The 26814-nt window shown below is 73.9% G+C and carries 21 protein-coding genes; 11 read left to right on the top strand and 10 right to left on the bottom strand.

Going from position 1 to position 26814, the window contains the following annotated elements:
• Positions 1-3 precede the first annotated feature (3 nt).
• The 5 genes from wecB (at position 4) to BM252_RS21100 (ending at position 6175) form a co-directional block, all read left to right on the top strand.
• Positions 4-1164 (top strand): non-hydrolyzing UDP-N-acetylglucosamine 2-epimerase, encoded by a 1161-nt coding sequence (gene wecB, locus BM252_RS21120; RefSeq protein ID WP_093389643.1) that lies wholly within the window; start codon positions 4-6, stop codon positions 1162-1164.
• Positions 1165-1604: 440 nt separating this feature from the next.
• Positions 1605-3176, top strand: a complete 1572-nt coding sequence (gene xrtA / locus BM252_RS21115; RefSeq protein ID WP_093389642.1) for an exosortase A — start codon at positions 1605-1607, stop codon at positions 3174-3176.
• Positions 3163-4356, top strand: a complete 1194-nt coding sequence (locus BM252_RS21110) for a TIGR03088 family PEP-CTERM/XrtA system glycosyltransferase (RefSeq protein ID WP_093389641.1) — start codon at positions 3163-3165, stop codon at positions 4354-4356. The genes xrtA and BM252_RS21110 overlap by 14 nt, the downstream gene beginning before the upstream one ends.
• Before the next feature lie 52 nt (positions 4357-4408).
• Positions 4409-5407 carry a polysaccharide deacetylase family protein gene (locus tag BM252_RS21105; protein ID WP_093389640.1) on the top strand — a complete coding sequence of 333 codons (999 nt, stop codon included), beginning with the start codon at positions 4409-4411 and terminating at the stop codon, positions 5405-5407.
• 18 nt (positions 5408-5425) lie between these two features.
• The gene (locus BM252_RS21100; RefSeq protein WP_093389639.1) at positions 5426-6175 is read left to right on the top strand and encodes a class I SAM-dependent methyltransferase; all 750 of its coding nucleotides are present in this window, start codon (positions 5426-5428) and stop codon (positions 6173-6175) included.
• Positions 6176-6202: 27 nt separating this feature from the next.
• Here BM252_RS21100 and BM252_RS21095 read toward each other — a convergent pair whose 3' ends face one another.
• The 5 genes from BM252_RS21095 to BM252_RS21075 are packed head-to-tail and all read right to left on the bottom strand — an operon-like array spanning position 6203 to position 13522.
• On the bottom strand, positions 6203-7408 hold the full coding sequence (locus tag BM252_RS21095; RefSeq protein WP_174900610.1) for a hypothetical protein: 1206 nt from the start codon (positions 7406-7408) through the stop codon (positions 6203-6205).
• A gap of 2 nt (positions 7409-7410) precedes the next feature.
• A complete protein-coding gene (locus BM252_RS21090; RefSeq protein WP_093389638.1) occupies positions 7411-8916 on the bottom strand; it encodes an MBOAT family O-acyltransferase in 1506 nt (501 codons plus the stop codon).
• Positions 8906-9979 (bottom strand): glycosyltransferase family 4 protein, encoded by a 1074-nt coding sequence (locus BM252_RS21085; protein WP_093389725.1) that lies wholly within the window; start codon positions 9977-9979, stop codon positions 8906-8908. Before BM252_RS21085 ends, BM252_RS21090 begins: the two co-directional genes overlap by 11 nt.
• Before the next feature lie 12 nt (positions 9980-9991).
• Positions 9992-11434 (bottom strand): oligosaccharide flippase family protein, encoded by a 1443-nt coding sequence (locus BM252_RS21080; RefSeq protein ID WP_093389637.1) that lies wholly within the window; start codon positions 11432-11434, stop codon positions 9992-9994.
• 9 nt (positions 11435-11443) lie between these two features.
• On the bottom strand, positions 11444-13522 hold the full coding sequence (locus tag BM252_RS21075) for a glycosyltransferase (RefSeq protein WP_245774368.1): 2079 nt from the start codon (positions 13520-13522) through the stop codon (positions 11444-11446).
• A gap of 98 nt (positions 13523-13620) precedes the next feature.
• Here BM252_RS21075 and BM252_RS21070 point away from each other — a divergent pair, with 98 nt between their 5' ends.
• Positions 13621-14931 (top strand): putative O-glycosylation ligase, exosortase A system-associated, encoded by a 1311-nt coding sequence (locus tag BM252_RS21070; protein ID WP_093389635.1) that lies wholly within the window; start codon positions 13621-13623, stop codon positions 14929-14931.
• 135 nt (positions 14932-15066) lie between these two features.
• Here BM252_RS21070 and BM252_RS21065 read toward each other — a convergent pair whose 3' ends face one another.
• Both BM252_RS21065 and BM252_RS21060 read right to left on the bottom strand, forming a co-directional pair.
• Positions 15067-15882 (bottom strand): class I SAM-dependent methyltransferase, encoded by an 816-nt coding sequence (locus BM252_RS21065; protein WP_093389634.1) that lies wholly within the window; start codon positions 15880-15882, stop codon positions 15067-15069.
• Positions 15854-17749 (bottom strand): asparagine synthetase B family protein, encoded by a 1896-nt coding sequence (locus tag BM252_RS21060; protein WP_093389633.1) that lies wholly within the window; start codon positions 17747-17749, stop codon positions 15854-15856. Before BM252_RS21060 ends, BM252_RS21065 begins: the two co-directional genes overlap by 29 nt.
• A gap of 328 nt (positions 17750-18077) precedes the next feature.
• Here BM252_RS21060 and BM252_RS21055 point away from each other — a divergent pair, with 328 nt between their 5' ends.
• From BM252_RS21055 to BM252_RS21035, 5 genes are all read left to right on the top strand, one after another.
• Positions 18078-18815, top strand: a complete 738-nt coding sequence (locus BM252_RS21055; protein WP_174900609.1) for a GNAT family N-acetyltransferase — start codon at positions 18078-18080, stop codon at positions 18813-18815.
• Positions 18791-19033 (top strand): acyl carrier protein, encoded by a 243-nt coding sequence (locus BM252_RS21050; RefSeq protein WP_093389632.1) that lies wholly within the window; start codon positions 18791-18793, stop codon positions 19031-19033. Before BM252_RS21055 ends, BM252_RS21050 begins: the two co-directional genes overlap by 25 nt.
• On the top strand, positions 19030-19857 hold the full coding sequence (locus BM252_RS21045) for a hydrolase 1, exosortase A system-associated (RefSeq protein WP_093389631.1): 828 nt from the start codon (positions 19030-19032) through the stop codon (positions 19855-19857). The genes BM252_RS21050 and BM252_RS21045 overlap by 4 nt, the downstream gene beginning before the upstream one ends.
• Positions 19851-21137: a glycosyltransferase family protein gene (locus BM252_RS21040; protein WP_217429940.1), complete on the top strand. Its 1287-nt coding sequence runs from the start codon at positions 19851-19853 to the stop codon at positions 21135-21137. The genes BM252_RS21045 and BM252_RS21040 overlap by 7 nt, the downstream gene beginning before the upstream one ends.
• An 88-nt stretch (positions 21138-21225) precedes the next feature.
• Complete coding sequence (locus BM252_RS21035; protein WP_093389630.1) at positions 21226-21876, top strand: tetratricopeptide repeat protein; 651 nt, start codon at positions 21226-21228, stop codon at positions 21874-21876.
• Positions 21877-21985: 109 nt separating this feature from the next.
• On the opposite strand, the gene prsR is transcribed toward BM252_RS21035, so the two are convergent.
• From prsR to BM252_RS21020, 3 genes are read right to left on the bottom strand one after another with little or no spacing between them, the layout of a single operon-like run.
• Positions 21986-23332, bottom strand: a complete 1347-nt coding sequence (prsR, locus tag BM252_RS21030) for a PEP-CTERM-box response regulator transcription factor (protein WP_093389629.1) — start codon at positions 23330-23332, stop codon at positions 21986-21988.
• A 25-nt stretch (positions 23333-23357) separates the two neighbouring features.
• Entirely contained in the window at positions 23358-25427 is a 2070-nt protein-coding gene (gene prsK, locus BM252_RS21025; RefSeq protein ID WP_245774367.1) for an XrtA/PEP-CTERM system histidine kinase PrsK, read from the bottom strand.
• A complete protein-coding gene (locus BM252_RS21020; RefSeq protein WP_093389628.1) occupies positions 25424-26809 on the bottom strand; it encodes a TIGR03013 family XrtA/PEP-CTERM system glycosyltransferase in 1386 nt (461 codons plus the stop codon). The genes prsK and BM252_RS21020 overlap by 4 nt, the downstream gene beginning before the upstream one ends.
• Between the last annotated feature and the right edge of the window lie 5 nt (positions 26810-26814).

Raw genomic sequence — 26814 nt, 5'->3', positions numbered from 1 at the left:
GCCATGCCCGACACCGTCCCGCCGCACCGCGCCCACCTCCTCTGCGTCGTCGCGGCGCGCCCCAACCTGATGAAGATGGCGCCCATCCTGGCCGCGCTGGGGCGGCTGCGGCCGGCCGTCGACGTCAGCCTGGTGCACACCGGCCAGCACGACGACGCGGCGATGGACGCCCGCCAGTTCGCCGCGCTCGGCCTGGCGCCGCCGCAGCTCGACCTGGCCGTCGGCCAGTCCAGCCACGCCCAGCAGACCGCCGAGGTGATGCGCCGCTTCGAACCGGCGCTGCGCCGCCTGGCGCCGCAGGCCGTGCTGCTGGTCGGCGACGTCAACTCGACGCTGGCCTGCGCGCTGGTGGCCGCCAAGCTGGGCGTGCCGGTGCTGCACGTCGAGGCCGGCCTGCGCAGCTACGACCGCCGCATGCCCGAGGAGATCAACCGGGTGCTCACCGACCAGTTGTCCGAGCTGCTGTTCACCAGCGAGCCGGCGGCGCTGAACAACCTGCTGCTCGAGGGCGTCGCCGCCGCCCGCATCCACCACGTCGGCAACGTCATGATCGACTCGCTGCTGGCGCAACTGCCGCGCGCGGTGCCGACCGCCACCGTGCTGGCCAGGGCCGGCCGGCGCGACCTGCTGGCGGCGGGCCAGCGCTACGCCGTGCTGACGCTGCAGCGGCCGGCCAACGTCGACCATCCGGCGCGCCTGCGCAAGCTGATGGCGGCGGTGCGCAAGATCAGCCAGCAGTTGCCGGTGATCTTCCCGCTCGACCCGCACACCCGCGCCCGCCTGGGCGAGGGCGGCCTGCTGCCGCCGCCCGACGCGCCCGGCGTGGCCTGCCTGCCGCCGGCCGACTACCTCGAGATGCTCGGCCTGATGAAGGACGCCAGCGTGGTGCTGACCGACTCCGGCGGCGTGCAGGAGGAGACCACCGCGCTCGGCGTGCCCTGCCTGACGCTGCGCGAGAACACCGAGCGGCCGATCACCGTCAGCGAGGGCAGCAACACGGTGGCCGGCCACGACCCGGCGGTGATCCTGGCGCTGTGCGAGGACATCCTGCGGCACGGCGGCAAGACCGGGCGCCGGCCGGCGCTGTGGGACGGCCAGGCGGCCGGCCGCATCGCCGGCGTGGTCGACGCCTGGCTGCAACGGCGCGGCGCGCACGCCCGCTGACGGCGGCCGGCGCCGACGCCACCACCAGCATCCCGGGCGGTAAGGCGCGCGTCCCCGGACCAGGGCAGCCGGGCGGCGCCGGGCCGGCGCAACGCCGCCGATCGGGGGCGGCGGACGGAGCGATGGCGGACGCGGGCATCGGCGCGCCGGTCCTTGCGCGGTCTCAACCCGACTGGCCGCAGGGCTGGCATATTCTAACTGCACGCCCGGCGCGACGGCGCCGCTAGGCGGTGTCGACGCGCCACTTCCGCCTCGGCGCCGCCCCACGGGCCGCGCCGGCGCGGCGCAAACCGAGGCGCTGCGCCGGCCGGCGCGGCCGCCGCCCTAAGCGATCAAGCAAGCCTTTCTTGGGAGCGCAAGATGCAGCCTGGACCGAGCGACGCCGCCGCCGCGCTGCCGAGCATAGCCGCCGCCTGCGCGCGCGCGGCGGGGCGGCGGCCATGAGCGCGCCCGGCGCGGCGCTGGCCGCCGCCCGGCCCTGCGCCCTGGCCGGGCGGGCCGGCCGGCGCGACCTGCTGCTGTTGCTCGCCGTGTTGGCGGCGCTGTTGCTGCTGTACTGGCAGACGGCGGCGGCGATGGTGGCCCTATGGCTGCGCTCGGAAACCTTCACGCACGGCTTCGCCATCCTGCCCATCAGCGCCTGGCTGGTCTGGCGCCAACGCGCGGCGCTGGCCGCCCTGCCGCGCCGGCCCGCCGGCGCCGGCCTGGCCGCGCTGGTCCTGCTGGGCGCCGCCTGGCTGCTGGCCACGCTGGCCAACGTCCAAGTGCTGCAGCAATACCTGTTCGTGGCGATGCTGCCGGCCGCCGTGTTGGCCCTGTCCGGTCCGGTCCTGACCCGGGCGCTCGCCTTCCCGCTCGGCTACCTGCTGCTGGCCGTGCCCTTCGGCGAGATCTTCGTGCCGCCGCTGATGGATTTCACCGCCCGCTTCACCGCCGCCGCGCTGCGCCTGAGCGCGATACCGGTGTTCCTGGAGAACAACTACCTGAGCCTGCCCAGCGGCAACTGGTCGGTGGTCGAGGCCTGCAGCGGCCTGCGCTACGTCATCGCCTCGGTCGCGCTGGGCGCCCTGTACGCCCACCTGAACTACCGCAGCCGGCGCCGCCGCCTGGCCTTCATGGCGGTGGCCCTGCTGCTGCCGGTGCTGGCCAACGGCGTGCGCGCCTACCTGATCGTGCTGGTCGGCCACTTCAGCGACATGCGCCTGGCCGTCGGCATCGACCACCTGGTCTACGGCTGGATCTTCTTCGGCCTGGTCTCCCTGCTGCTGTTCTGGAGCGGCGCCAGGTGGCGCCAGGCGCCCGCCGCCGCCCGCCCGGCGCCGCCGGCCCCGGCCGCGCCGCGCCACGGCGCCGCCACGGCGCGCGCGGCCGCCGCCTGCGTGCTGCTGGCCGCGCTCTGGCCGCCGCTGGCCGCGCACCTGCTGGCGCGCCCGGCGCCGGCCGCCGGCGCCGCCGTCTCCTTGTCGCCGGCCCCCTTGCCGCTGGCGCCGCCGCCGCCCTGGCGCGCCAGCCCGCTGGCGCCGGACGACTGGCACGTGCTGCACGCCGGCCAGCCACGCCGCTACGCCGCCAGGCTCAACGACGGCGCCACCAGCGCCACGCTGCAGCTGACCTGGTACGCCAGCCAGGCCAAGGGCGCGGAACTGCTGACGCCGGTGCGGCGCAAGGTCGAGACCGGACTGCCGCAATGGCACGAGCTGGCCACCAGCGTGCGCCCGCTGCGCCTGGGCGGGCGCACGCTGCGCGTGCGCGCCACCATCGTCCAGGCCGCCGAACGGCGCCTGCTGGTCTGGCGCTGGTACCGCCAGACCGGGGTCGAGCTCAGCAGCCCCCAGCTGTTGAAGCTGATGCTGGCCAAGAACAAGCTGTTCGGCGAGGCCGAACACGGCGCCGAGATCGCCGTCGCCGCGCCTTTCGACGAGCGGCCCGAGCAGGCCGAACCGGCCCTGCGCGCCCTGCTCGAGGCGCTGCTGCCGAGCATAGACGAGAGCCTGCGCCATGCCGCCCGATAGCAAGGGCCTGGAGCGCGACGAACGGCGCGCCGCGCCGCTGGTGCTGCACCTGGTGCAGCAGCTCGGCGCCGGCCTGGAAAACGACCTGGTGCATCTGATCAACCACATGCCGCCCGAGCGCTACCGCCACGCCATCGTCTGCATGAAGGAGGCCGGCACCTTGGCCGAGGCGCTGCGCCGGCCCGGGGTCGAGGTCATCAGCCTGCACAAGCGCGAGGGCAAGGACTGGGGCCACTATCTGCGCCTGTTCCATGTGCTGCGCCGGCTGCGGCCCGACCTGATCCACACCCGCAACCTGGCCGGCATCGAGGGCCAGCTGCTGGCCGCCGCCGCCGGCATCCGCCTGCGCGTGCACGGCGAGCACGCCGCCGCGACGCCCGAGCTGCACGGCCGCGGCCGCCGCTACCGGCTGTTGCGGCGCCTGCTGCGCCCCCTGGTCGGCCAGTTCGTCGCCGTCAGCCGCGAGCTCGAACGCTGGCTGGTCGACAGCATCGGCGCCCGCCCGGCCCGGGTCAGCCGCATCGGCGACGGCGTCGACAGCCTGCGCTTCCACCCCCGCCTCGGCCCGGCGGCGGCGGTCGGCCCGGCCGGCTTCCTGTGCGAGGGCGCCTTCGTCGTCGGCGCCGTCGGCGCCCTGGTCGACACGCGCGACTGCGCCGGCCTGGTGCGCGCCTTCCTGTTGCTGCTGGCCGAGGAGGAGTCGCCGCGCGCCCGGCTGCGCCTGCTCGTCGTCGGCGACGGCCCCTGCCGCGCCGCCTGCCTCGAGCTGCTCGAGCGGGCCGGCGTGGCCGAGCTGGCCTGGCTGCCGGGCGCCCGCGACGACGTCGCCCAGCTGATGCGGGCCATGGACCTGTTCGTCCAGCCGGCGCTGGTCGAGGGCGGCCGCGACGCCATCCTCGAGGCGATGGCCAGCGGCCTGCCGGTGGTGGCCACGGCGGTCGGCGGCAACGCCGAGCTGGTGCAGCCCGGCCGCACCGGCACGCTGGTGCCGCCGGGCGCGCCGCAACTGCTGGCCGACGCCATCGCCGACTACTACCGCAACCCCGGCCTGACCCAGCGCCACGGCGCCCGCGCCCGCCGCCTGGTGCTGGCCGAGCACAGCCTGCTGGCCATGGCCGGCGCCTATCTGGCCGTGTACGACGCCTTGGCCGCCCGGCCCGGCGCCGGGCGCCGGCCATGAGGCGCGCCGGCATGGCGCGCGCCCGCGCGGCGCGCGGCCACGGGAGGCGGGCATGAGCGCCGAGCACGTGCTGCGGGTCTTCCTGACCGTCGACACCGAGCTGTGGCCCACGGTGCCCGACTGGCCGAGCCGTCCGCTGCCGGCCGACAAGGCCGACTTCGCCGACGAGATCGCCGCCGACATCCACGGCCAGACCGGCGCCGGCGCCTTCGGCCTGCCCTTCCAGATCGCCGGCTTGAACCGCCACGGCCTGCGCGCCAGCTATTTCGTCGAGGCCCTGTTCGCCGCCCGCGCCGGCCCGGCGCCGCTGGCCCACATCGCCGCGCTGGTGCAGTCCGGCGGCCACGAGGTGCAGCTGCACCTGCACACCGAATGGCTCGGCGAACTGGACGACCCGGAGCTGCCGCCCTCCCATTGCCAGTACCTGAGCGAGCTGCCGCTGGAGCAGCAGACCGTGCTCATCCGCAAAGGCCTGGCCAACCTGGCGGCGGCCGGCGTGCCGCGGGTGCAGGCCTTCCGCGCCGGCAGCTACGGCGGCAACCTCGACACGCTGCGCGCGCTGGCGCGCAACGGCATCGCCATCGACAGCAGCTACAACGCCGCCTTCGTCAACGGCGACTGGGGCGGGCGCCGGCTGGCCCAGCCGCAGGCCATCGACGGCGTCTGGGAGTTCCCCATCGCCTCCTTCGGCGATTTTCCCGGCCACGCCCGCCACGCCCAGTTGTGCGCCTGCTCCTTCGGCGAGATGCGCGACGCCCTGCAGGGCGCCTGGCGCGCCGGCTGGTACGCCTTCGTCATCGTGCTGCACAGCTTCGAGCTGGTCAAGAAGCGCGGCGCCGGCCGCCCGCCCACCCCGCACCGCCTGAACATCCGCCGCTTCGAGCAGCTCTGCGCCTTCCTCGGCCAACACCGCGAGCGCTTCCGCACCAGCCTGTTCTCCGAGCTGCCGCTCGACGCGATGCCGGCCATCCCGCCGCAACAAGCGGTGCGGGCCATGTGGTTCAACTCGCTGCGCCGCGTCGCCGAACAGGGTTGGAGCCGCTTCCGCTAACACCAGAAAGGAGTCGCCATGCCGTCCTACGCCCAGGCGCTGTTGAGCGCCGCCATTCTTCTGCTGTGCCTGGTCGGGCTGCACAAGTTGCGCCGCGTCCACCTGCTGTTGTACGAGTCGCGCGACCAGTCGCGCCACGACACGGCCGCGCTGTTCCGCCAGATCGAGGCGCTGCAGGCCCTGTACGTCGACCTCGACCTGCGCCACGGCCTGCCCGGCACGCGCGGCTGGGCCGCCTCGCCCGACTTCCTGCTCGAGCTGGCGCGCCACGCCCTGGCCGAGCGGCCCGGCGTCGTCGTCGAGTGCAGCAGCGGCACCTCGACGCTGGTGCTGGCGCGCTGCATGCAGCTCAACGGCGGCGGCAAGGTCTACAGCCTGGAGCACAAGCCGCGCTACGCCGAGCAAACGCGCCAGCAGTTGCGCCGCCACGGCCTGGCCGACTGGGCCGAGGTGCTCGACGCCGAGCTGCTGCCGCAGCCCTTGGCCGGGCAGAGCTGGCCGTGGTACGCCACCGCCGGCCTGCCGGCCGGGCCGGCCATCGCCATGCTGGTGATCGACGGGCCGCCGCAGGCCACCGCGCCGCTGGCGCGCTATCCGGCCGGGCCGCTGCTGTTCCCGCGCCTGGCGCCGCGCGCCGCCGTCTTCCTCGACGACGCCGGCCGGCCCGACGAGCAGGCCATCCTGCGCCGCTGGGGCGCCGAATTCCCCGAGCTGCAGCAAAGCAGCCGCCCCTGCGAGAAGGGTTGCGCCGTGTTGCGCCGGGATTGAGCCGGGTTCGAGCCGGGTTGGCCCCGCTCAGCGCGCCGCGCGCTTGCGCTCGGCCACCACGCCCCTGGCCAGCGCCGTCTCGGCGGCGTGCTCGCGGTGGTAGCGCTCGCGCCCGGCGCGCAGCGCGGCCAGGTGCGGCTCCATCGTCGCCGGCAGCAACTCGACGCCGAAGTCGTCCGGCGGCGCCACGTCGGCGGCGCCGAAGATGCGGCCCAGGATCATGCGGCCGACATGGCTGCGGTAGTGCGAGGTTTCCCAGTAGTGCTGCATCATGTTGCGCCGGCTCACCTGGGGCAGCGTCTCGGTGGTGATGCTGTTGTAGCCGGAGAAGTCATAGACCCGCACGTCGCAGCCGCGCCCGCGCTGGCGCCCGGCCAGCGCCGCCAGGCCGCGCTGCCAGGCCTCCAGCGGCGCCCACTTGCCGGCCCAGTACAGCGCGTCGAGCATCATCGCGTGGGTCGGGTTGATGTACAGGCGCACCTTGGCGCCGTCGCCGCACAGCGCGTCGACGCTGGCCTCGAAGGCGCTGAAGGCCTCGGCGGTGGGGCCGGAGGCGCGGATGAATTCGCGCGTGCGCGGCAGGATCGCCGCCTCGGTGCCAGCCCAGCCGCCGACGGGCAGGTCGAGGCAGCCGTCGTCGCGCGTGCCGTGGAACACCAGGCTGGAGTGGCAGACCGCGTCGAAGGCGCCGCGCAACAGGCGGATCGAGTCCTGCGTCATGTCGAGCGCCAGCGCCCGGCGCAGATTGAGCAGGCCGCGCCGCCACAGGTAGTGGGGGCCGCCGGCGATCAACTCCCGGTCCAGCTCGGTGTTGCCCTCCTCCATCGAGAACGAGGGCGCATCGATGCCCCACACCACCACGTCGAGCCGGCTGACCCGCCTGGCGTGCTCGGCCAGCGCGATGGCGTCGCCGATCGAGGCGCCCGACAGCGCGCTGTTGAACACGTCCCTGCCGGCGAACACGGGGACCCGCGTCGGCAGGCCCAGCTCGGTGCGCGAGTTGCCCAGGTAGACCACGGCCGGGCGGAACCTGGCCATCGCGTAGGTCTTGCTCCAGGCGCTGAGCTTCTCGCGCGGGGGGCGCAGGCGCTGCACCTGCGGCGTGTCCCACTGGTGGGTCAAGTACGGGTCGACCACGTAGTTGAGGGTGGTCACCGCGCCGGCCACCAGCGCGCTGGCGGCGCAGAAGGTGGCCACATAGGTGCGCCATTGGGGGCTGTCGGAAGCATGCATGGCTAGAATTGGAAGTAGAGGAACTCGGTGACCTTGTTCATGCTGACCAGGCAGCAGACGAACAGCGCCGCCATGCCCAGGCTCCAGGCCGTGGCGGGATGCCAGGCAAAGGCGGGCCAGCGCAGGCGTTGAAATATTCTTTCAATCGAGGGCTCATATTGAAAGAATATTTCTTGGGTGTTGGGGGCCAGAAAGGCCAGCGCGGCCGCCAGCGCCAAGGTCGGCACGCCGGGCGCGCCGAAATCGATCCAGCGGATGCCGTCGAAGGCCGGATGCAGGCCCAGCCGGGCGAAGGCCGGCGCCCAGCCGGCCAAGCCGTGCGGCAGGCCGATGCCGTTGGCGCCGGCCAGCGCCGCCAGGATGTTGCCGGCCGTGTGCAGGTCGGGCGCGCGGAACACCACCCAGGCCAACAGCACCGCCAGGAAGGTCAAGGCGGCGCCGCCCCGGCCCGGCGGCCGCGCGCCGGCCAGCCGGCGCCAACCCTGGTGCAGCACCAGATAGACGCCGTGCAGGCCGCCCCAGACGACGAAGGTCCAGCCGGCGCCGTGCCACAGGCCGCCCAGCAGCATGGTCAGCATCAGGTTGCGGCAACGCCGCGCCGCGCCGCCCCGGTTGCCGCCCAGCGCAATGTACAGGTAGTCGCGCAGGAAGCGCGACAGGGTCATATGCCAGCGGCGCCAGAACTCGGCGATGTTGGCGGCCCGGTAGGGCGAGTTGAAGTTCAGCGGCAGCTTGACGCCGAACAGGCGCGACAGGCCGATCGCCATGTCGGAGTAGCCGGAGAAGTCGAAGTACAGCTGGAAGGTGTAGGCCAGCGCGCCTATCCAGGCCTCCAGCAACGGCGGCTCGGCGCCGGCGGCGAACACCGGTCCGACCAGCGGCGACAGGTTGTCGGCGATCAGGATCTTCTTGGCCAGGCCGAGCACGAAGATCGACAGGCCGACGGCGAAGTTGCCGGCCTGCGGCCGCGCCGCCCGCGGGTCGGCGAACTGCGGCATCATCTCCTTGTGGTGCAGCACCGGTCCGGCGATCAGGTGGGGGAAATAGCTGACGAACAGGACGTAGTGGACCGGGCGGAACTCGCGCACCTGGCCGTGGTAGCAGTCGACCAGGAAGGCGATCTGCGTGAAGGTGAAGAAGGAGATGCCGATCGGCAGCACGATGCTCCAGGCCGGCCAGTCGGCGCCCAGGGCGCGCGCCGTGTCGACGAAGAAGTTGGCGTACTTGTAGTAGGCCAGCAACAGCAGGTTGGCGGCGACGGCGGCGGCCAGGCGGCGCTTGCGGCCGGCGCCCGCCGCGCCGGCGATGGCGCGCGCGGCGCCGAAGTTGACGCCGATCGAGGCCAGCAGCAAAGGCAGGTAGCGCCAGTCCCAACACCCGTAGAACAACAGCGAGGCCAGCGCCAGCCAGGCGGCCGACCAGCGCGCGCCCAACCGCCCCAGCAGGAAATAGCCGGCCAGCACCGCCGGCAGGTAGAACAGCAGGAAGCTGAAGGAGTTAAACAGCACAATCGACGCCCTCCGGCAGCGCCAGCAGCTCGACATAGCAGCGCGCGATCGCCGCCGCCACCCGCGGCCAGCTGTATTCGGCCACCAGGGCGCGCACGGCGGCCCGCTCCGGCGGCGCGTCGGCCAGCGCGCAGACGGCGCGGCGCTGGCCGGCGCCGTCGTTCCAGCCGATCTGGCGCAGCGCGAAGCCGGCCCCGGGCAGTTCCAGCGCGCTCTGGTCGGTCATCACCACCGGCGTGCCGCTGGCCAGCGCCTCGAGCACCGTCAACGGCAGCACCTCGCCCTGGCTGGGCAGCGCCAGCACCGAGGCGGCCGCGTAGGCGCTGGCCAGCAGCGGATCGTCGTGCTCGACCTGGCCCAGCCAGCGCACCCCCGGCGTGTGCAGCAGCGACTGCAGATAACCCTGGTCGGCGCGCTGGGCGCTGCCGATCAGCACCACCGGCAGGCCGGCGCCGGCCAGCGCGCGCACCAGGCCGAGCTGGTTCTTGTAGGGCGAGATGGCGCCGACCATCAGCACGAAGGGGCCCGCCAAGCCGCTGCGGTGGCGGAACAGCGCGCCGTCGGCGTGGAAGAAATGCGGGCTGATGCCGTTGGGCAGCACGCGGATCTTCGCCTCGTCGATCAGGAAGCCGGCGCGGATGGCGTCGCGCTCGGGCCGGCCGAGGGCGATCACCAGCCGCGCCAGCTGCAGCGCCCGCTTCGACTGGGCGTAGCTGGTCTGCACGTTCCAGTCGGTCAGGCGGCCGGCCAGGCGGTCGGCCAGGCGGGCGCGCCAGCCGGCGGCGCGGTTCCAGACCGGCGACAGCAGGGGCGACAGCACCACCGGCACGCCGGCGTCGCAGGCCGACTCGACGATGCGGTGGTTGCCGTTGATGGCCGAGAAGACATGGATCAGGTCGTAGCTGGCCAGCCGGTCGCGGTTGGGGTCGACCAGCTCGACGCGCATGCGCGGCAGCGCCTCGTCGCGCAGCCGGTTGAGCGCGGCGATGGTTTCGCGCACCTGGATCTGCAGGCCGCCCTCGCGCTGGAACAGCATCGGATACGACAATATGCCGATACGCATCACCGCCCTCCCTCACTTGACCAGCAGCGCCCAGGCGCGGCGCCGGGCCAGCGCGAACTCGGCCGCCAGCGGATGGCGCAGCAGGCCGATGCCCAACAACCACAGCAGCAAGGCCGCCGCGCCGGCCAGCGCCAGCCGCGCCGGCCCGTCCGGCAGCGCCGGCCAGTGCCGCGCCAGCGCCGCGCCGGCGCAGCTGAGCGCGGCGAGCGGCGCGCTGCGCGCCACCGCCAGCAGCAGCTCGCCGCAGCGCAGTCCGGCCAGGCGGGCCAGGCAGCGGTAGGTCAACCAGCCGCGGTACAGGGCGCCCAGCACCACCGCCCAGGCCACCCAGTACAGGCCGAAGGGCGCCGCCAGCAGCAGCGCCGCCACCCGCAAGGGCACCGCCGTCGCGTCCAGCCCGGCCTGCGCCTTGACCTGGCCCAGCGCCACCAACAGATAGCGGGCCATGCTGAACATGCTATAGAAGGCCGACGAAAAACACATGACCCGTATCAAGGGCGCGGCCGCCCGCCATTGCGGCCCGTACAACAGGTCCAACAAAGCCTCGGCCATCACGCCGACGAAGCCGAAGAACGGCCAGGCCAGCGCGGTGATGTAGGCGACGGTGGTCAAATAGGCCTGCTTGGCGTCGAGGCCGCCGCGCGCGCGCGCCGCGTACAGCGGGAACACCACCGGCGAGACGGCGCTGGTGACGGCCTGGTTGAACAGTCCCAGCAGGCCGTTGGCCTTGCCGAAGATGCCCACCTCGGCCACGCCGATCACGCGGCCGATGATCAGTTCCGGCGCCGCCACGCCGGCCTCGTCGACCAGGCCGCCGGCGGTCGAATAGGCGCCGAAGCGCAGCACGGCCGCGATGCCGCGCCGGCCCGGCCACAGCGGCGCGCCGGCCGGACGGCAGCACAGGCTGGCGCAGGTCGCCGCCAGCGTGCCGGCCAGCGCGCCGCAGGCCAGGCTCAGGGCGCCGAAGCCGAGCAGCGCCAGCGCCACCGAGCAGCCCAGCTGCGCCAGGCTGTGCGTCAGGTTGATCGAAAAGATCGCGGCGAAGCGCATCTGCCGCCGCAGCAGCGGCAGCGCGACGGCGCTGCACGGCACCAGCGCGACGTTGAGCGCCAGCAGTTGCAGCACCGCGCGCAGGGCGGGCTGGTGGTAGAAGCCGGCCAGCGCCGGCGCCAGCAGCACCAACAGCGCCGCCAGCGGCCAGGCCACCAGCAGGCTGGCGCCGAGGGCGGCGCGCAGCTTGTCCGGCGTCAACTCCTTCTCCTGGATCAGGTACTGGCCGACGCCGAAGTCGCGCACCACCTGGGCCATACCGACCAGCACCGCCGCCACCGAGTAGACGCCGATCTCGGCCGGCGTGAGCGCCCTGGCCAGCACCATCGAGCCGAGCGTGGCCAGCAGCAGCATCAGGTACTTCTCGGCGAAGGAGAACAGCAGCGACCGCCGCAGCGCGCTCACCGGGCCGCCTCACAGCAGGCCGCGGTAGAAGGCGGCGATGCGCTCGCCCACCAGCGCCTGGGCGTACTTGGCCTGCACCTCGGCGCGCGCCAGCCGCCCCATGCGGGCGCGCCGCGGCGCGTCGGCCAGCAGCGCGGCGACCGCCGCCGCCGTCGCCGCCGGGTCGTCGGCCGGCACCAGCAGGCCGCCGGCGCTGCCGCGCAGCACGTCGGCCGTGCCCGGCACCTCGCTGCCCACCACCGGCACGCCGCAGGCCATCGCCTCGATGGTGGCGATGCCGAAGCCCTCGGTGCTGCTGAGCAGCAGGTGCAGGTCCAGCGCCGGCAGCCATTGCTCGACGTCGCGCTGGAAGCCGGCGAACAGCACGCGCCCGGCCAGGCCGTCGCGCTCGGCCCGGGCGCGCAGCTCGGCCTCGAGCGGGCCGTCGCCGATCAGCACCAGATAGAGGTGGGGAAAGCGCGGCAGCAGGGCCGCCAGCAGCGCCAGCAGCAGTTGCGGCCGCTTCTGCCGGGCCAGCCGGGCGGCGCTGCCCAGCAGCAGCGCGCCGGACGGCAGGCCGAGGCGCAGCCGCGCCTCGGCCCGCCGCGCCGCCGAGGGCCGGAAGCGCGCCGTGTCGACGCAGTTGGGGATCACCGCCAGCCGCGCCGTGGCCGGCAGATAGTCGCGGTACAGGGCGAGGAAGTGCTGCATGGCCGAGTCCGACACGGCGTAGACCCCGCGCACGCCGGCGAAGGCCTGGCGCAGCAGCGGCCGGTGCCAGTCGCCGACCTGGACCGGCGGAAAGGCGTTGTGCACGCTGACCACCGCCGCCAGGCCGCAGCGCCGCGCCAGCCACAGCGCCGAGGCGCCGTAGTGGGTCCAGCAGAAGGCGACGTGGACCAGGTCGGCGCGGCGCCGGCGCAGCGCCAGCCAGCTCCAGCAGCGCGCCCGCCACAGGTTCAGCCGGCGCCAGCGCCATTGCTCGAAGAAGCACGGCGGCGCGAACGCCGACACCTCGAGGCCCTCGCGGCGCAGCCCGCCGGCCCAGGCCTCGAAGCCGGCGAAGCGCGGCAGCGCCAGCGCGCTGCGGTAGCCGGCCGCCGCCAGGAAGCGGCACTCCTGCGCCATGCGCAGCTCCATGCCGCCCAGCCCGCCGGAATAGCTGGTGAGCAGCACCTTCTTGCCGCCCCGCGGCGGGCCGAGCCAGGCCTCGCGCGCGTAGCCGCCCAGATAGGCCAGCTCCCAGCGGTGGCCGAAGCGGCGCCCGGCGTCGCCGCGCGCGCCCAGCCAGCCGAGCGCCTCGAGCAGCGCGCGCTTGTACATCCAGCGCGGCAGGCCCAGCAGTTCCGGGAAGACGCCGGGCGCGTCCTGGCGGAACTTGCCGCGGCCGAAGCGCCAGGCGCGCCGCAGGATGTCGGCCGCGCCCAGCTGGGCCGGGCGGATGTGGTGGGCCACCACCGCCGCCGGCACGAACCAGCTGCGTTGGCCGGCCGCGTGCAGGCGCCGGGTCAGCTCCGTCTCGCTGCCCATGGCGTAGGAGGCGCCGTTCGGCCCGACCGTCTCGTCGAAGCGGTGGCCGGCCTCGAACACGGCGCGGCGCACCGCCATGTTGGCGCCCCACACCAGGCCCGGGCACACCGGCCCGGCGGCCCGGCCCGGCGCGGTCAGGCCGTAGGTCAGCCCGAGCGGCACCCGGCGCAACACCCAGTCGGGCGGCGCCGCGCCCCAGTCGGCGACGATGGCGCCGCCGAACACGGCGAAACCGGCTTGGGCGGCGGCCGCCTCGCTCAGCCGCAGCAACCAGTCCGGCCGCGGCGCGGCGTCGTCGTCGCTGAACACCAGCAGCTCGGCGCCGTCGCCGGGCGCGGCCAGCGCCGCCGCCAGGCCGGTGTTGAGCGCCGCGTTCTTGCCGCGCCTGGCCTCGCGCAGCACCTGCAGCGGCAGCCGCCCGGCGTAGCCGGCCGCCAGCGCGGCGGTGGCGTCGTCGCTGTCGTTGTCGACCAGCAACAGACGCCAGCCGCCGGCCGGCGCGCTGAGCCGGCAATACGCGTCCAGCACGGCGGGCAGGGTCGCGGCGCCGTTGTGGCTGGCCATGAGAACGGTCAACAAGCGCGCTACTCCTCTGTCATAAGATGGTTGGGCGGCCGAGAGTCCAGTGTACTGAGCGGCGCCCCCACTCCGTTGAGCAACATCAACAAGATCCCCCCATGCGCGACGTCCTGGTCACCCTCATCGTCTTCGGCAGCCTGCCGCTGATCCTGCGCGCGCCGGCCGTCGGCGTCCTGATGTGGGTGTGGATCAGCGTGATGAACCCGCACACCCAGGGCTGGGGCTTTGCCCAAACCTTCCCCTTCGCCTACGTGATCGGCGTCGCCACCCTGCTCAGCCTGGTCGTCGCCCGCGGCCCCAAGGGCCTGCCCGCGCTGCCCTGCACCTGGCTCCTGCTCGCCTTCATCGCCTGGATGAACGTCACCACCCTGTTCGCCCTGTTCCCGGCGGCCGCCTACGGGCAGTGGAACAAGGTGATGAAGATCATGCTGATGAGCCTGGTGACGATGATGGCCATCCGCAGCCGCCAGGACGTGCACCGGCTGATCTGGGTGCTGGTCGTCTCGCTCGGCTACTACGGCGTCAAGGGCGGCGTGTTCACCGTGCGCAGCGGCGGCACCGAGCGCGTCTGGGGGCCGGAGGGCAGCTTCATCGGCGACAACAACGCCATCGCCCTGGCCCTGATCATGACCATTCCGCTGATGTACTACCTGCACCAGAACACGCCGCGGCGCTGGCTGCGCCACGCCCTGACCGGCGCCATGCTGCTGTCGGCGCTGGCCGCGCTGGGTTCCTATTCGCGCGGCGGCCTGCTGGCCATCGCCGCGATGGTGCTGTTCATGTGGTTCAAGAGCGGGCGCAAGCTGATGCTCGGCAGCATCGTCTCGCTGGCCGTGCCGCTGCTGCTGGTGTTCATGCCGGCGCGCTGGAGCAGCCGCATGGACAGCATCGGCGACTACCAGGTCGACGACTCGGCCCAGGGCCGCATCAACGCCTGGCGCATGGCCTACAACCTGGCGCGCGACCGCTTCTTCGGCGGCGGCTTCGAGATCTCCGAGCCGTCCACCTTCCTGCGCTACGCGCCCAACCCGACCGACGTGCACGCCGCCCACAGCATCTACTTCCAGGTGCTCGGCGAGCACGGCTTCGTCGGCCTGGCCCTGTACCTGCTGCTCGGCGTGCTGACCTGGCGCATGGCGGCGGCCATCGCCCGCCTGGGCGCCGGCCGCGACGAGTGGCGCTGGGCGGCCAGCCTGGCGACGATGGTGCAAGCGAGCCTGATCGGCTTCGCCGTCGGCGGCGCCTTCCTCAGCCTGGTCTACTACGACGTGCCCTATTATATGATGGCGGCGCTGGCGGCCGTGCGCGTGCTGATGCGCGACGCGCGGCCGGCGCCGGTGCCGCCGGTCGGCGCCCGCGCCGCCAAGAGCCGGACGGCGCGCGGGACGGCGCGCTCAATGGGCGACTGAGCTGCCGGGCGGGCGGGGGCGGCCGACGGTGCGCGCCGTGGCGGCTGGCCCCGGCGCAGCGGCACGGCGGGCCGCGGCGGCATACGGACGGACGGACGGACGGCCCCGGCGACGCCGCGCCGCGCCGGCCCCGGCTCAGGCGCCGTTTTTGACGCCGAGCACCACCGTGTACGGCGTCGCCACGTGGCCGAGGAAGCGCAGCGGCGGCAGCCGCCGCAGCAGGCGGATCGCCGCGCCCGCCAGGCGGCCGTGCTGGCCCAGGTCCATCATGTCGAAGCGGTCCATGCTGCGCACGCCGAGCCGCGCCAGGTGGCGGCGCAGGCCGTAGTAGGTGAACCAGTTGACCGCCGGATAGGTCGCGTAGCCGGCCAGGTCGGGCCGGGTGGTGCGCGCCAGATGCTCGAAGCGGTGCTTCAGCACGGCCGGATACCAGGAATACAGCGGCAGGGCGAACTCCTCCTGGCGCGGGCACAGGCGGTTGCTGGTGCTGACGAACAGCGCGCCGCCGGGGCGCAGCACGCGCACCATCTCGGCCAGGCAGGCGCTCCAGTCGGCCACGTGCTCGAGCAGCTCGGGGGCGATGCACAGGTCCATCGAGGCGTCGGCCCAGGGCAAGGCGGTGGCCGAGGCGACGCTGAACTCGATCGCCAGGCCGGACTGCTCGGCGCGCCGGCGCGCCAGGCCGACCAGCGCCTCGTTGATGTCGGCGCCGCGCACGCGGTGGCCCTTGTCGGCCCACAGCCGGGCCTGGGTGCCGGCGCCGCAGCCGATGTCGGCCACGTCGAGCGGCCCGGCCGGCGCGCCCAGCGCGCGCAACAGCGTGCTCTGGATGGTCAGGAAGCGTTGCCGCGCCAGCGCGCCGCCGCTCTGCTTCTCGTAGTAGCTGTAGAAATCCTCGTGCCCGCCGGTGTTCCAGGCCGCTTCATCCTTGGCGAATTTCGAGCTCATCATGGGCCTCCTCGGGGGGGTGAACGGCCGTCTCGCGTTGCCCGAACCACTGTTCGAGCATCATCAGCACCCAGACCATGGTGCCGTGGTGGCCGGGATGGCGCGGCAGATGCCGCCCCAGCAGCGTGTCGATGAAGTCGGCGCGCACGATGCGGCGCGCCTTCAGGTCGCTCAGGCTGTCGTAGGCCAGCGCCTGCAGGCCGGCGTGGCGCCGCAGCCAGTGGCCCACCGGCAGGCCGAAGCCGTGCTTGCGCTTGCGCAGCGCGGTGCCAGGCAACACCCCGCGCAGCGCCTGCTTGAAGAACGGCCGCAGCCGGACGCCGTCCAGCTTGTGCCGGGGCGCCAGCCGCGCGGCGAACGCCACCAGGGCGTCGTCGAGCAGCGGATAGCCGACCTCGACGCCGGCCAGCTCGCAGGCCTTGTTGACCTTGGGCAGGTCGTTGTCGGCCAACGTGAAGCGCAGGTCGAGCGCCAGCAGGCGGTTGATTTGGCTCAGCCCGTGGCTCTGCGAGTAGGCCTCGGCCAGCTGGCCCAGCGGCGCGCCGGCGTCGACCTCGGCGAGGAAGTCGCGCTCCAGCACCCGGCCCGGACCGTAGCCCTGCAGCAGGTTGTGGCTCTCCAGCCGGGCCGGCATGGTCAGCACCGCCTGCTCGATGTAGCGGCGCGCCTTGCGCAGCAGCGCCGGCCGTTCGCCCGTCAGCAGACGGAACAGCAGCGGTTCGAGCAGCGCCTGGCGCAGCACCGCCGGCAGCCGCTCGTAGCGCGCCAACACCGCCTGGCGGGCGTAGCGTTCATTGCCGCCGAACAACTCGGCGCCGCCGTCGCCGCCCAGCAGGCGGTGCACGCCGTCGGCCCGCGCCATCTGGGCGCAGTAGAAGGCCGGCACCGCCGCGGCGTCGCCGAACGGCTGGTCGAAGACGGCGGCGAGGCGCGGCACGGCGGCGACCACCTCGTCGGCCGTCACGCGGTGCTCGTGGTGGACGCTGCCGACGTGGCGCGCGGCCAGCCGGGCGTAGTCCGGCTCGTCGTAGCCGGGCACGTCGAAGCCGATCGAATAGGTGCGCGCCGGCGCGCCGCCGACCCGGCCCAGCATGGCGGCCAGGGTCGAGCTGTCGGTGCCGCCGCCGAGGAAGGCGCCGACCGCGTGGGCGCCGGCGGCGCGCCGCACGGCCGCCTCGAGCAGGCCGATCAACTCGTCGCGCTGCGGCGCGAACGGGCGCGCCGCCGCCTCGTCGTAGTCGATCTGCCAATAGCGGCCGCGCCGCGCCGCGCCACGGCGGAAGTGCAGATACTCGCCGGGCAGCAGGCGGCGGCAGTCCTGGTGCACGGTGGCCGGCCCCGGCACCGTGTGGAAGTACAAATAGTTGTAGAGCGACTGGGGGTCGAGCTCGCGCCGCGCCTGCGGATGGGCCTGCAGGGCGTTGAGCGAGGAGGCGAACAGCAGGTCGCCGTCGCGGCACTGGTACTGCAGCGCGTGGCAGCCGGCGCGGTCGACCGCCAGCAGCGCCTGGCCGTTGACGCTGTCGAGCAGGCACAGGGCGAACGGGCCGGACAGCGCGGCGCACACCTCCAGGCCGCGCTCCTGCCAGCGCTGGGCCACGGCGGTGGCGACGTCGCCGCCGGCGCCGGCCAGCTGCGGGCGGCCCCACAGCGCCACCAGCAGGCCGTCGCGGCTGTGCAGGTGGGCGCTGCCGGCGTGGGCGGCGACGGCCAGCGCGCCGCCGTCGGCCAGCAGGGTCTGCAGCGGCGCGCCGTCGAAGCGGTGCAGCTCGCGCGCCATGCGCAGCAGGCGCATCGACGGCGCGCCGGCCGGCGTGCCCATGCCGGCGCGGCGCCGGCCGGCGCCCAGCCAGCCGCAGACGCCGCTCATGCCGGCACCTCCGGCGCCGGCGGCGGGGCGCGGCGCGGCGCCGCAACGGCGGGCCGCCGCGGGGGGCCGCCGGAGTTGCTCGCGGGCTGGGGCTGGGGGGACTGCGCCATGGGCCTATCCTTTATGGGTGCCGGATTGAAAGTCGACGCGTCCGCCGGCCGGGCGCCGAGCCGGCGCGGCGAAGTCCGCTAGCACCTATGATTGGGACAAAACGCCGGCACGACCTTGATGTTAATCAAGCAACACAGCGTCTTGAGTTCGCTCAAGCCCGCCGCCGCCGCCCCGGTGTCTAATCGAGGCGTCGATACTCCCTGCCACCGCGACCGCCATGTCGATCACCGCCCGCCTCCACCGCAGCGTCGTGCAACTCGGCTGGCGCGACGCCGCCTGGTACGCGCTGGAGCGCCTGCTGGCCCTGCTGTCGGGCGGCCGCTGGGCGCTGTTCCGCTACCATATCGTCGCCCAGGCCGTCGCCGCCGCCCCGCTGTGCCCGGGGCGCGGCGCCGACATCGAGGTGCGCCTGCTGACCGGCCTCGGCCAGGTCCCGCCCGGCTATCCGCGCCCGGCCGAGGTGTTGCGCCAACGCTACCAGCAGGGCGCGCAGAGCCTGGCGGCCTACCGCCGGGGCGAGCTGGTCGGCTTCCTCTGGTTCCTCGCCGGCGCCTACCAGGAGGACGAGGTGCGCGCCCGCTACCTGCTGCCGGCCGCCTGCGCCTGGGACTTCGACGTCTACGTGCGCCCGGACGAGCGGCTCGGCTGGGCCTTCCGCCGCCTGTGGGACGAGGCCCAGCGCCTGCTGCGCGCGCGCGGCGTGCGCTGCAGCTGCAGCCGCATCTCCGCCTTCAACGCCGCCTCGCTGCGCGCCCACGCCCGCCTCGGCGCGCGCCGCCTGGGCAGCGCCACCTTCCTGCGCTGCGGCCGCTGGCAGTGGATGCTGGCCAGCCTGGCGCCCTACGTCCACCTGTCGCGCCGCGACAGTTCGTTTCCACTACTGCGGCTCGACGCCGGCATCCCCGCCGACGGCCGCCCCCAGGAGCCGCCATGCCAATCGAACAAGTCCGTCTGATCCTCGGCGACGCGCTGGGCTTGGGCCAGTTGCGCCTGGACGAGCACGCGCCGCTGCTGGGCGCCGTGCCCGAGCTCGACTCGATGGCGGTGGCCGGCGTGATCGCCGCCCTCGAGCAGCACTTCGGCATCGAGGTGCACGACGACGAGATCAGCGCGCGGCACTTCGCCACCCTCGGCAGCCTGAGCGCCTTCGTGCGCGGCAAGCTCTCGCCATGAACCCGCAGGCCCGCGCCGAACGCTTCCTGTGCCACGGCTGCTGGCTGGTCGGCGTCGTCCACCTGCCGCCGCGTCCCGCCGCGCGCGGCCTGCTGATGGTCACCGGCGGGCCGCAATACCGCGCCGGCAGCCACCGCCAGTTCGTCCTGCTGGCGCGCCAGCTGGCCGCCGCCGGCATCGCCGTGATGCGCTTCGACTACCGTGGCATGGGCGACAGCGAGGGCGCGCCGCGCGACTTCGAACGCATCGACGACGACCTGGCGGCGGCGGTGCTGCATTTCTGCCGCGTGGTGCCGGCGCTGCGCGAGCTGGTGCTGTGGGGCCTGTGCGACGGCGCCAGCGCGGCCGCCTTCTACGCCCCGGCCGACCCGCGCGTGAGCGGCCTGGTGCTGCTCAACCCCTGGGTGCGCACCGCCCAGGGCATGGCCCGCGCCACGCTGCGCCACTACTATCTGGAGCGCCTGGCCGAGGGCGAGTTCTGGCGCAAGCTGGCCGCCGGCCGGCTCGGCCTGCGCGCCAGCCTGGCCTCGCTGCGCGAGCTGGCGCGCCAGGCCGCCGGCGCGCGCGCCGAGGCCGGCCTGCCCGAGCGCCTGCGCCTGGCGCTCGAACGCTTCCCCGGCCGCGTCCTGTTCATCCTCGGCGGCGCCGACCTGGGCGCGCGCGAATTCTCCGCCCTGCCCGACAGCGACCCGGGCTGGCGCGCCCTGCTCGCCTCGCCGCGCGTGCGCCAGGTCTGCGTGGCCGGCGCCAACCACACCTTCGCGCGCGCCGACTGGCGCGCCGCCGTCGCCAACCACAGCCACGACTGGATCACATCATGGTGAAACGCGTGTTGATGGTCGCCTTCCAGTTGCCGCCGATGCGCGGCGACGCCGGCGTGCAGCGCACGCTCAACTTCGCCCGCCACCTGCCGGCGCAGGGCTGGCAGGCACAGTTGCTGAGCGCCGGCGTGCGCGCCTATCCACAGCGCGACCCGGCGCCGCCGGCCGCCGCCGAGCCCGACGCCGGCCCGGCCCTGTCGGTGCGCCGCAGCCTGGCGCTCGACGCCGCGCGCCACCTCGCGCTGGGCGGGCGCCACCCGGACTGGCTGGCCCAGCCCGACCGCTGGGTCTCCTGGTGGCTGAGCGCCGTGCCGGCCGGCCTGCGCCTGATCCAGCGCCAGCGCCCGCAGCTGATCTGGTCCTGCCATCCGATCGCCAGCGCCCACCTGATCGCCCTGACGCTGCACCGCCTGACCGGCATCCCCTGGGTGGCCGACCAGCGTGTCGCCCTGGGCGGCGACACCGAAGCGCCGGCCGAGCGCACCCGCCGCATCCACCATTGGCTCGAGCAAAAACTGGCGCGCCACTGCGCCGCCATCGTCTGCAGCGCGCCCGGCGCCGTGCGCGAGCACCAGCGCCGCCTGCCCGAACTGGCCGCCGAGCGCCTGGCGCTGATCCAGGACGGCTACGACGAGGCCGACTTCGCCGCCGCCCAGGCCCCGCGCCCGGCCGGCGGCGGCGCCATCTTCCGCCTGCTGCACAGCGGCCGCATCTATCCGCACGGGCGCGATCCGCGCCACCTGTTCGCCGCCCTCGAACGCCTGCGGGCCGACGGCGAGATCGGCGCCGCCAACTTCCGCCTGGTGCTGCGCGGCAGCGACGCCGACGACTACCTGCGCCCCCTGCTGGCCCGCTTCGGCATCGAGCCGCTGGTCGAGCTGGCCCCGCCCCTGCCGCACCGCGAGGCGCTGGCCGAGATGCTCGCCGCCGACGGCCTGCTGCTGCTGCAGGCCTCCGCCTGGAACGGGCGGATTCCCGCCAAGCTGTACGAATACCTGCGCGCGGCGCGGCCGGTGCTGGCGCTGACCGACCCGGCCGGCGACACCGCAGCCACGCTGCGCCAGGCCGGCATCGACACCATCGGCGTGCTCGACAGCTCGGCCGACATCGCCTCCTCGCTGCTGCGCTTCCTGCGCCTGGCGCGCCAGGGCCAGGCGCCGTCGGCCCGCCCGGCCCTGGTGGCGCGCCACACGCGCGCCGCCCGCGCGCAGGAGCTGGCCGCGCTGTTCGACCGCCTGCTGCTGGAGGCCGACCGGCAGGCGGCGCCGGCGGCGGCGAAATGAGCCGGCCGCGCCGCGCCGGCGCCAGGCCGGCCGCCGGCGCGCCGAGGCGAAACCGGGGCCGGACCAAGGCGGCCATGAGGAGAACGGCATGACATCCATCCGCAGCGCCGCGCGCGGCGCCGCCATTCTGCTGTGCCTGGCCGCCGCCGACGCGGCCGGCGCCCCGCCGGCGCGCGACTGCGGCCAGCTGATCCGCCGCGAGCCGGGCGGCGACTACACCGACCCCACCGACCGCCAGGGCCTGCCGCTGGTCGAGCAGTTCCACTTCACCGCCGATGTCGAGCGCCTGGTGCGCGGCGCCTCCGACACCATCGGCGCCGACCTCGGCTACACGCTCGAGCACTACCCCAACCACCACCGCGCGCTGGCCGCGATGGCGCGCCTGGCGCTGCGCGGCAAGAACAGCCGGCCGCTGGGCGCGCGCTACACGGTCGAGTGCTATTTCGACCGCGCGCTGCGCCTCAAGCCGGACGACGCCAAGGTCCACGCGCTGTTCGGCGGCTACCTGCTGGCGCTCGGCCAGGAACCGGCCGCGCTGGAGCAGTTGCGCGAGGCGGCCCGGATCGAGCCGGAGAACGCCACCGCCCAATACAACCTCGGCCTGCTCCACCTCAAGCAAAAGGACTACGCCGCCGCCCGCGCCTCGGCCGAGCGCGCCTACGCGCTGGGCTTTCCGCTGCTCGGCCTGAAAAACAAGCTGAGCGCCCTCGGCCACTGGCAGGAGCCGGCCCGCCCCTAGCCGGCCCCCAGGCCGGCCCACGCTAGCCCGCGCCCCTCGCCGGGGTCGGTTCGAAGGCCGCCGCCGAGGGCTTGCCCGCGCGCGCGCCCGCGCCGTGGCGCCGGTCGCGCTACTTCAGGCCGTGGTGGCCCATCAGGTCGTACAGCGTGGGCCGGCTCACGCCCAGCAACTCGGCCGCCTTGACGATGTTGCCGTCGGCCCGGGCCAGCGCCCGCACCATGACGCGGTACTCGGCCGCGTCGCGCGCCTGGCGCAGGTTGACGCTCTCCTCGCCGGCCGGCAGGTCCGGCAGGCCCAGGTCGTCGACGCCGATCAGCGGCCCGTCGGCCATGATCACGGCGCGCTTGATGCAGTTCTCCATCTCGCGCACATTGCCCGGCCAGTGGTGGGCCTCGACGGCGGCCAGCGCGTCCGGGCTGAAATGCAGGTGGCCGCGCGCCTCGCTGGCGCAGAACTTGTTGCGGAAGTGGTGCGCCAGCAGGGCGGCGTCGCCGACCCGCTGGCGCAGCGGCGGTATGTTCAGCACGATCTCGCTGAGGCGGTAGAACAGGTCCTCGCGGAAGCGTCCGGCCTCGGCCAGGGCCTTCAGGTTCTGGTGGGTGGCGCAGACGATGCGCACGTCGACGCCGATCTCGCTGCGCCCGCCGACCCGCTCGATGACCCGCTCCTGCAGGAAGCGCAGCAGCTTGGCCTGCAGGCCCGGCGCCATGTCGCCGACCTCGTCGAGGAAGAAGGTGCCGCCGTGGGCCAGCTCGATCTTGCCCAGCGTCTGCCGCGCGGCGCCGGTGAAGGCGCCCTTCTCGTAGCCGAACAGTTCGCTTTCGAGCAGCTGCTCGGGGATCGCCGCGCAGTTGATGGCGACGAAGCGCTTGTCGTGGCGGTTGCTCAGCTTGTGCAGGCCGCGCGCGATCAACTCCTTGCCGCTGCCCGAGTCGCCCAGCAGCATCACGCTGGCCGACGACGGCGCCACCTTCTCGACGCTGCGGCACAGCTTGAGCATGGCCGGGTCGCGGCTGACGATGCCGCCCAGCGGCGAGTCGGCCTCGATCTGCAGCATGCGCCGGTTCTCCTGCTGCATGGCGTGCAGGAAGAAGGCGCGCTCGACGACCAGGCCGAGCAGGTCGGCGTCGACCGGCTTCTGGTGGAAGTCGTAGGCGCCCATGGCCACCGCCTTGAGCGCGTTGGCGCGCTCCTGGTTGCCCGACAGGATGATCACCTTGGTGTCCGGCGCCGCCGCCAGCATCTGCTGCAGCAGCGCCAGGCCCTCGCCGGCGCCGTCCGGCTCGGGCGGCAGGCCCAGGTCCATCGTCACCACCGCCGGCTGGTGCCGGCGCAACTGGGCCAGCGCCGTCTCGCGCCGGTCCGCCAGCACCACCTCGTAGGCGTCGAAGCTCCAGCGCAGCTGGGTTTGCAGGCCGAGGTCGTCCTCGACCACCAACAGTTTCTTCTTCGTCATCGCTGGTCTCCCCCGCGCCCGCCGCTCAGGCCGCCGCCGCCGCCGCCACATGCAGCGGCAGCAGCACGCGGAAGGTGGTGCCCCGCCCCGCCTCGCTGCTCACCGCCAACTCGCCGCCGACCTCGCGGATGTACTCGCGGCTCTCGAACACGCCGATGCCCATGCCGGCCGCCTTGGTCGACTCGAAGGGCTTGAACAGGCGCTCGCGGATGAATTGCTCGCTCATGCCCTGGCCGGTGTCGCTCAGCTCGATCAGCGCCGACTCGCCGGCGCGCAGCAGGCGCACCGCCACGCTGCCGTGGCGCGGCGTCGCCTCGACGGCGTTCTGGATCAGGTGGCCCAGCACCCGCTCCAGCCGCGCCCAGTTGGCCAGCACGCACAGCCCCGGCGCGGCCACCTCCAGCGTCGGTTGCGGCTCCTGCCCGGCGCGCGTGCGCACCGCCTGCGCCAGCAGCTGGTCGAGCGCCAGCGGCGCCGGCAGCTCCTGCGACTCGCTGCGCCTGAGCTTGCGCAGCAGCAGGTTCATCTTGTCGACCGAATGGCCCAGCGTGGCCAGCATGTCGCGCTGGAACTCCGGCTTGGCCTGGTGCTTCTCGGCGTTGCTCAGCAACAGCGACAACTGGGCCACCAGGTTCTTCAAGTCGTGCACGATGAAGGTCGACATGCGGTTGAAGGATTCGAACTGGCGCGCCACCGCCAGCGAGTCGGCCGACTCGCGGTGGGCCAGGTAGCTGGCCGCCTGGCTGGCGGCGATCTTCAGCACGTCGCTGACCTCCCAGTCGAGCGCGATGCGGGTGCGCGGCCGCGCCAGCGCGATGAAGCCGAACAGGCGGCCGTGCAGCATCATCGGCACCAGCAGCCACAGCTGTGCGGCCGCGTCCAGCCAGGCCGGCAGCTCGAGCCGGCCGTGCCGACCCGGCTCGGCGCGGCAGGCGGCCAACTCCAACACCCACTGGCGCGCCTCGAGGAAGCGGCACAGGGCGCCGGCCAGCGGCTCGCGCGCCGTCTGCGGCGCCATGTTCCAGCTGGCCGCCGGCGCGCAACAGCCGTCCCCGTCGCGCCGCAGCCACAGCGCGCCGGCCGGACTCTCGACCAGCGCCGCCACCGCCTGGATGCTGCGCTCGGCCAGCGCCGGGCCGTCCTCGGCCAGCGCGCGGGTGATGCGCAGCCACTCCTGGCGGTAGTCGTAGCTGCCCTGGTAGAAATGCTTGCTGATGAGCACCTTCAAGGTGGCCCGCACGGCGCCCGAGAACAGCACGCCGGCCAGCAGCATGGCGGCGCCGAACAGCGAGGCCAGTTGCATCAGCGGCCCCCAGGCGCCGCCCACGTAGCGCAGGTAGTAGGCGCTCGAGGCCATCGCCAGCAGGTACAGGGCCGCCCCCACCAGCGCCGCCGAGCCGAAGACCACCTGGCGCGACAGGGCCAGGCCGGTGGTCCAGGCCGGATTGCGCGCCGCCGACAGCGCCAGCAGGGGCACGCTCAGGGCGTCGACGACGCCGCGCGCCGCCCAGATTTCCGGGTTCAGCCGGCGGAACAGCAAGGCGTCGCTGTACAGGTAGAAATCATAGGCCGACAAGGCGCCTATGCCCAGGCAGGCGAACTTGGTGCTCCAGCGTTCGCGCGACTCGGTGTTGCGGTACAGCTGCTCGACCAGCAACATGCCCAGCACCGCCAGCAGCAGGCGGGCGCCGATGGCGCCCTGCAGCCAGGCCCGCGGGTGCGCCGGCCACGGCGGCAGCTGGCCGGCGGCCAACTGCGCGGCGGACAAGGCGGCGATCAAGCCCAGCCAGACGCGCAGGCGCAGGCCGCCGCAGCCCTGCAGGCGCAGCAGCAGCAACAACCAGCCCACCGAGCGCAGCAGCTCGGGCAGCACCTGCAGCGGCGCGCCCGGCGGCGCCGCCATGCCGCCGGCCGCCGTCGCGGCGGCCCACAGCAGGGTCAGGGCGCAGGCGGCGCCGAGCGCGCCGGCGTGGCGCCGCGCCCGCCAATGGCTCAGCAGCGCGGCGGCCAGCGCCAGGAAGGCGGCGGCGGCGACGCCATGGCTGAGCGCGGCGATGCGCTCGGCCGGCCAATCGGCCAGCAGCGCCACCATCATCTGCCACCCTTGCCGAACAACACCACCTGCACCGTGTCGACCAGGATCAGCAGGTCGAGGAACAGGCTGTTGTTTTTCACGTAGTACAAGTCGTATTGCAGCTTGCGCACGGCGTCGTCGACCGAGGCGCCGTACTGGTAGCGCACCTGGGCCAGGCCGGTGATGCCCGGCTTGATGCTGTGCCGCACGTTGTAGTACGCCACGTCGCGGCACAGCTGCTCGACGAAAAAGCCGCGTTCGGGGCGCGGCCCGACGAAGCTCATCTCGCCCTTGAACACGTTGAGCATCTGCGGCAACTCGTCGATGCGCAGCTTGCGTATCCAGTGGCCGACACGGGTAGCGCGCGGATCGTCGGCGGCGGCCCAGGCCGGCTTGCCGTCGCCCTCGGCGTCGACCCGCATGCTGCGGAACTTCAACACCCGGAAGACGCGCCCGTGCAGGCCGACGCGCTCCTGCTGGTAAAACACCGGGCCGCCGTCCTCGGCGCGGACGCACAACGCCGCCAGCAGCATCACGGGCAGGCTCAGCAGGCAAATGGCGCCGCTGGCCAGCAGGTCGAAGGCGCGCTTGACGCCGGCGCGCAGGAAGCTCTGGTCGAAGCCGCCGCCGAAGATCAAATAGCTCGGTTGCAGCGAATCGATGCGGATCTGGCAGGCCTCGCGCTCGAAGAAGGCGGCCGCGTCGGTCACCGCCACGCCGCCCAGCGCGCACTCGAGCAGCTGGCGCACCGGGAAGGTGCCGTTGCGCCGGTCGGCCACCGTCACCACGATCTCGCGCGCCTCGTGCTGGCGCGCCAGCGACAGCAGCGACTGCCCGGCCGGCAACAACAGGCCCGGCGCCACGCAGCGCGGCTCGCCGGCCACCGCCACGCAGCCGACCACGTTGAACCGGTGCAGGCCGAGCCGCTCGGCGGCCAGCTCGACGCACTCGCGCGCGATGGCGCCGTCGCCCACCAGGATCAGCCGCTCCTCCAGCATGCCCGACCGCGCCGAGGTGTACACCACCAGCCGCGCCAGCAGCACGCCGAGCGCGCCCAGGCCGAACACCAGGCTGCCGGCGCGGCCGAAATGGATCGCCGGCACCAGTTGCACCAGCACGCTGAGCAGGGCGAAGCCGAGGGCGAACGAGGGCATGATGCGGACCAGGTTGTGGCGCAGGTCGCCGCGCGGGTGGTGCTGGTACATGCCCAGCGTGCTCATGCTGAACAGCAGCACCAGGGCGAAGGCCAGCGCCGACAGCCAGGGGTTGCCGGCCGCCCCGCCGCGGTGGCCGTCGAGCCACATCAACGAGGCGCCGCTGGCCGCGCTGAGCAGGATCAACAGCTCCAGCAACAGCAGGGTGAACGCCATCCTCGACACGTAATGGTGGAAAATCCTGATCACGACCG

Source organism: Rugamonas rubra (assembly GCF_900114705.1).
In the GTDB taxonomy this organism is placed as follows: Bacteria; Pseudomonadota; Gammaproteobacteria; order Burkholderiales; family Burkholderiaceae_D; genus Rugamonas; species Rugamonas rubra.
The sequence above is the reverse complement of the archived record's forward strand: the minus strand, read 5'-3'. Positions and strand labels throughout refer to the sequence as shown.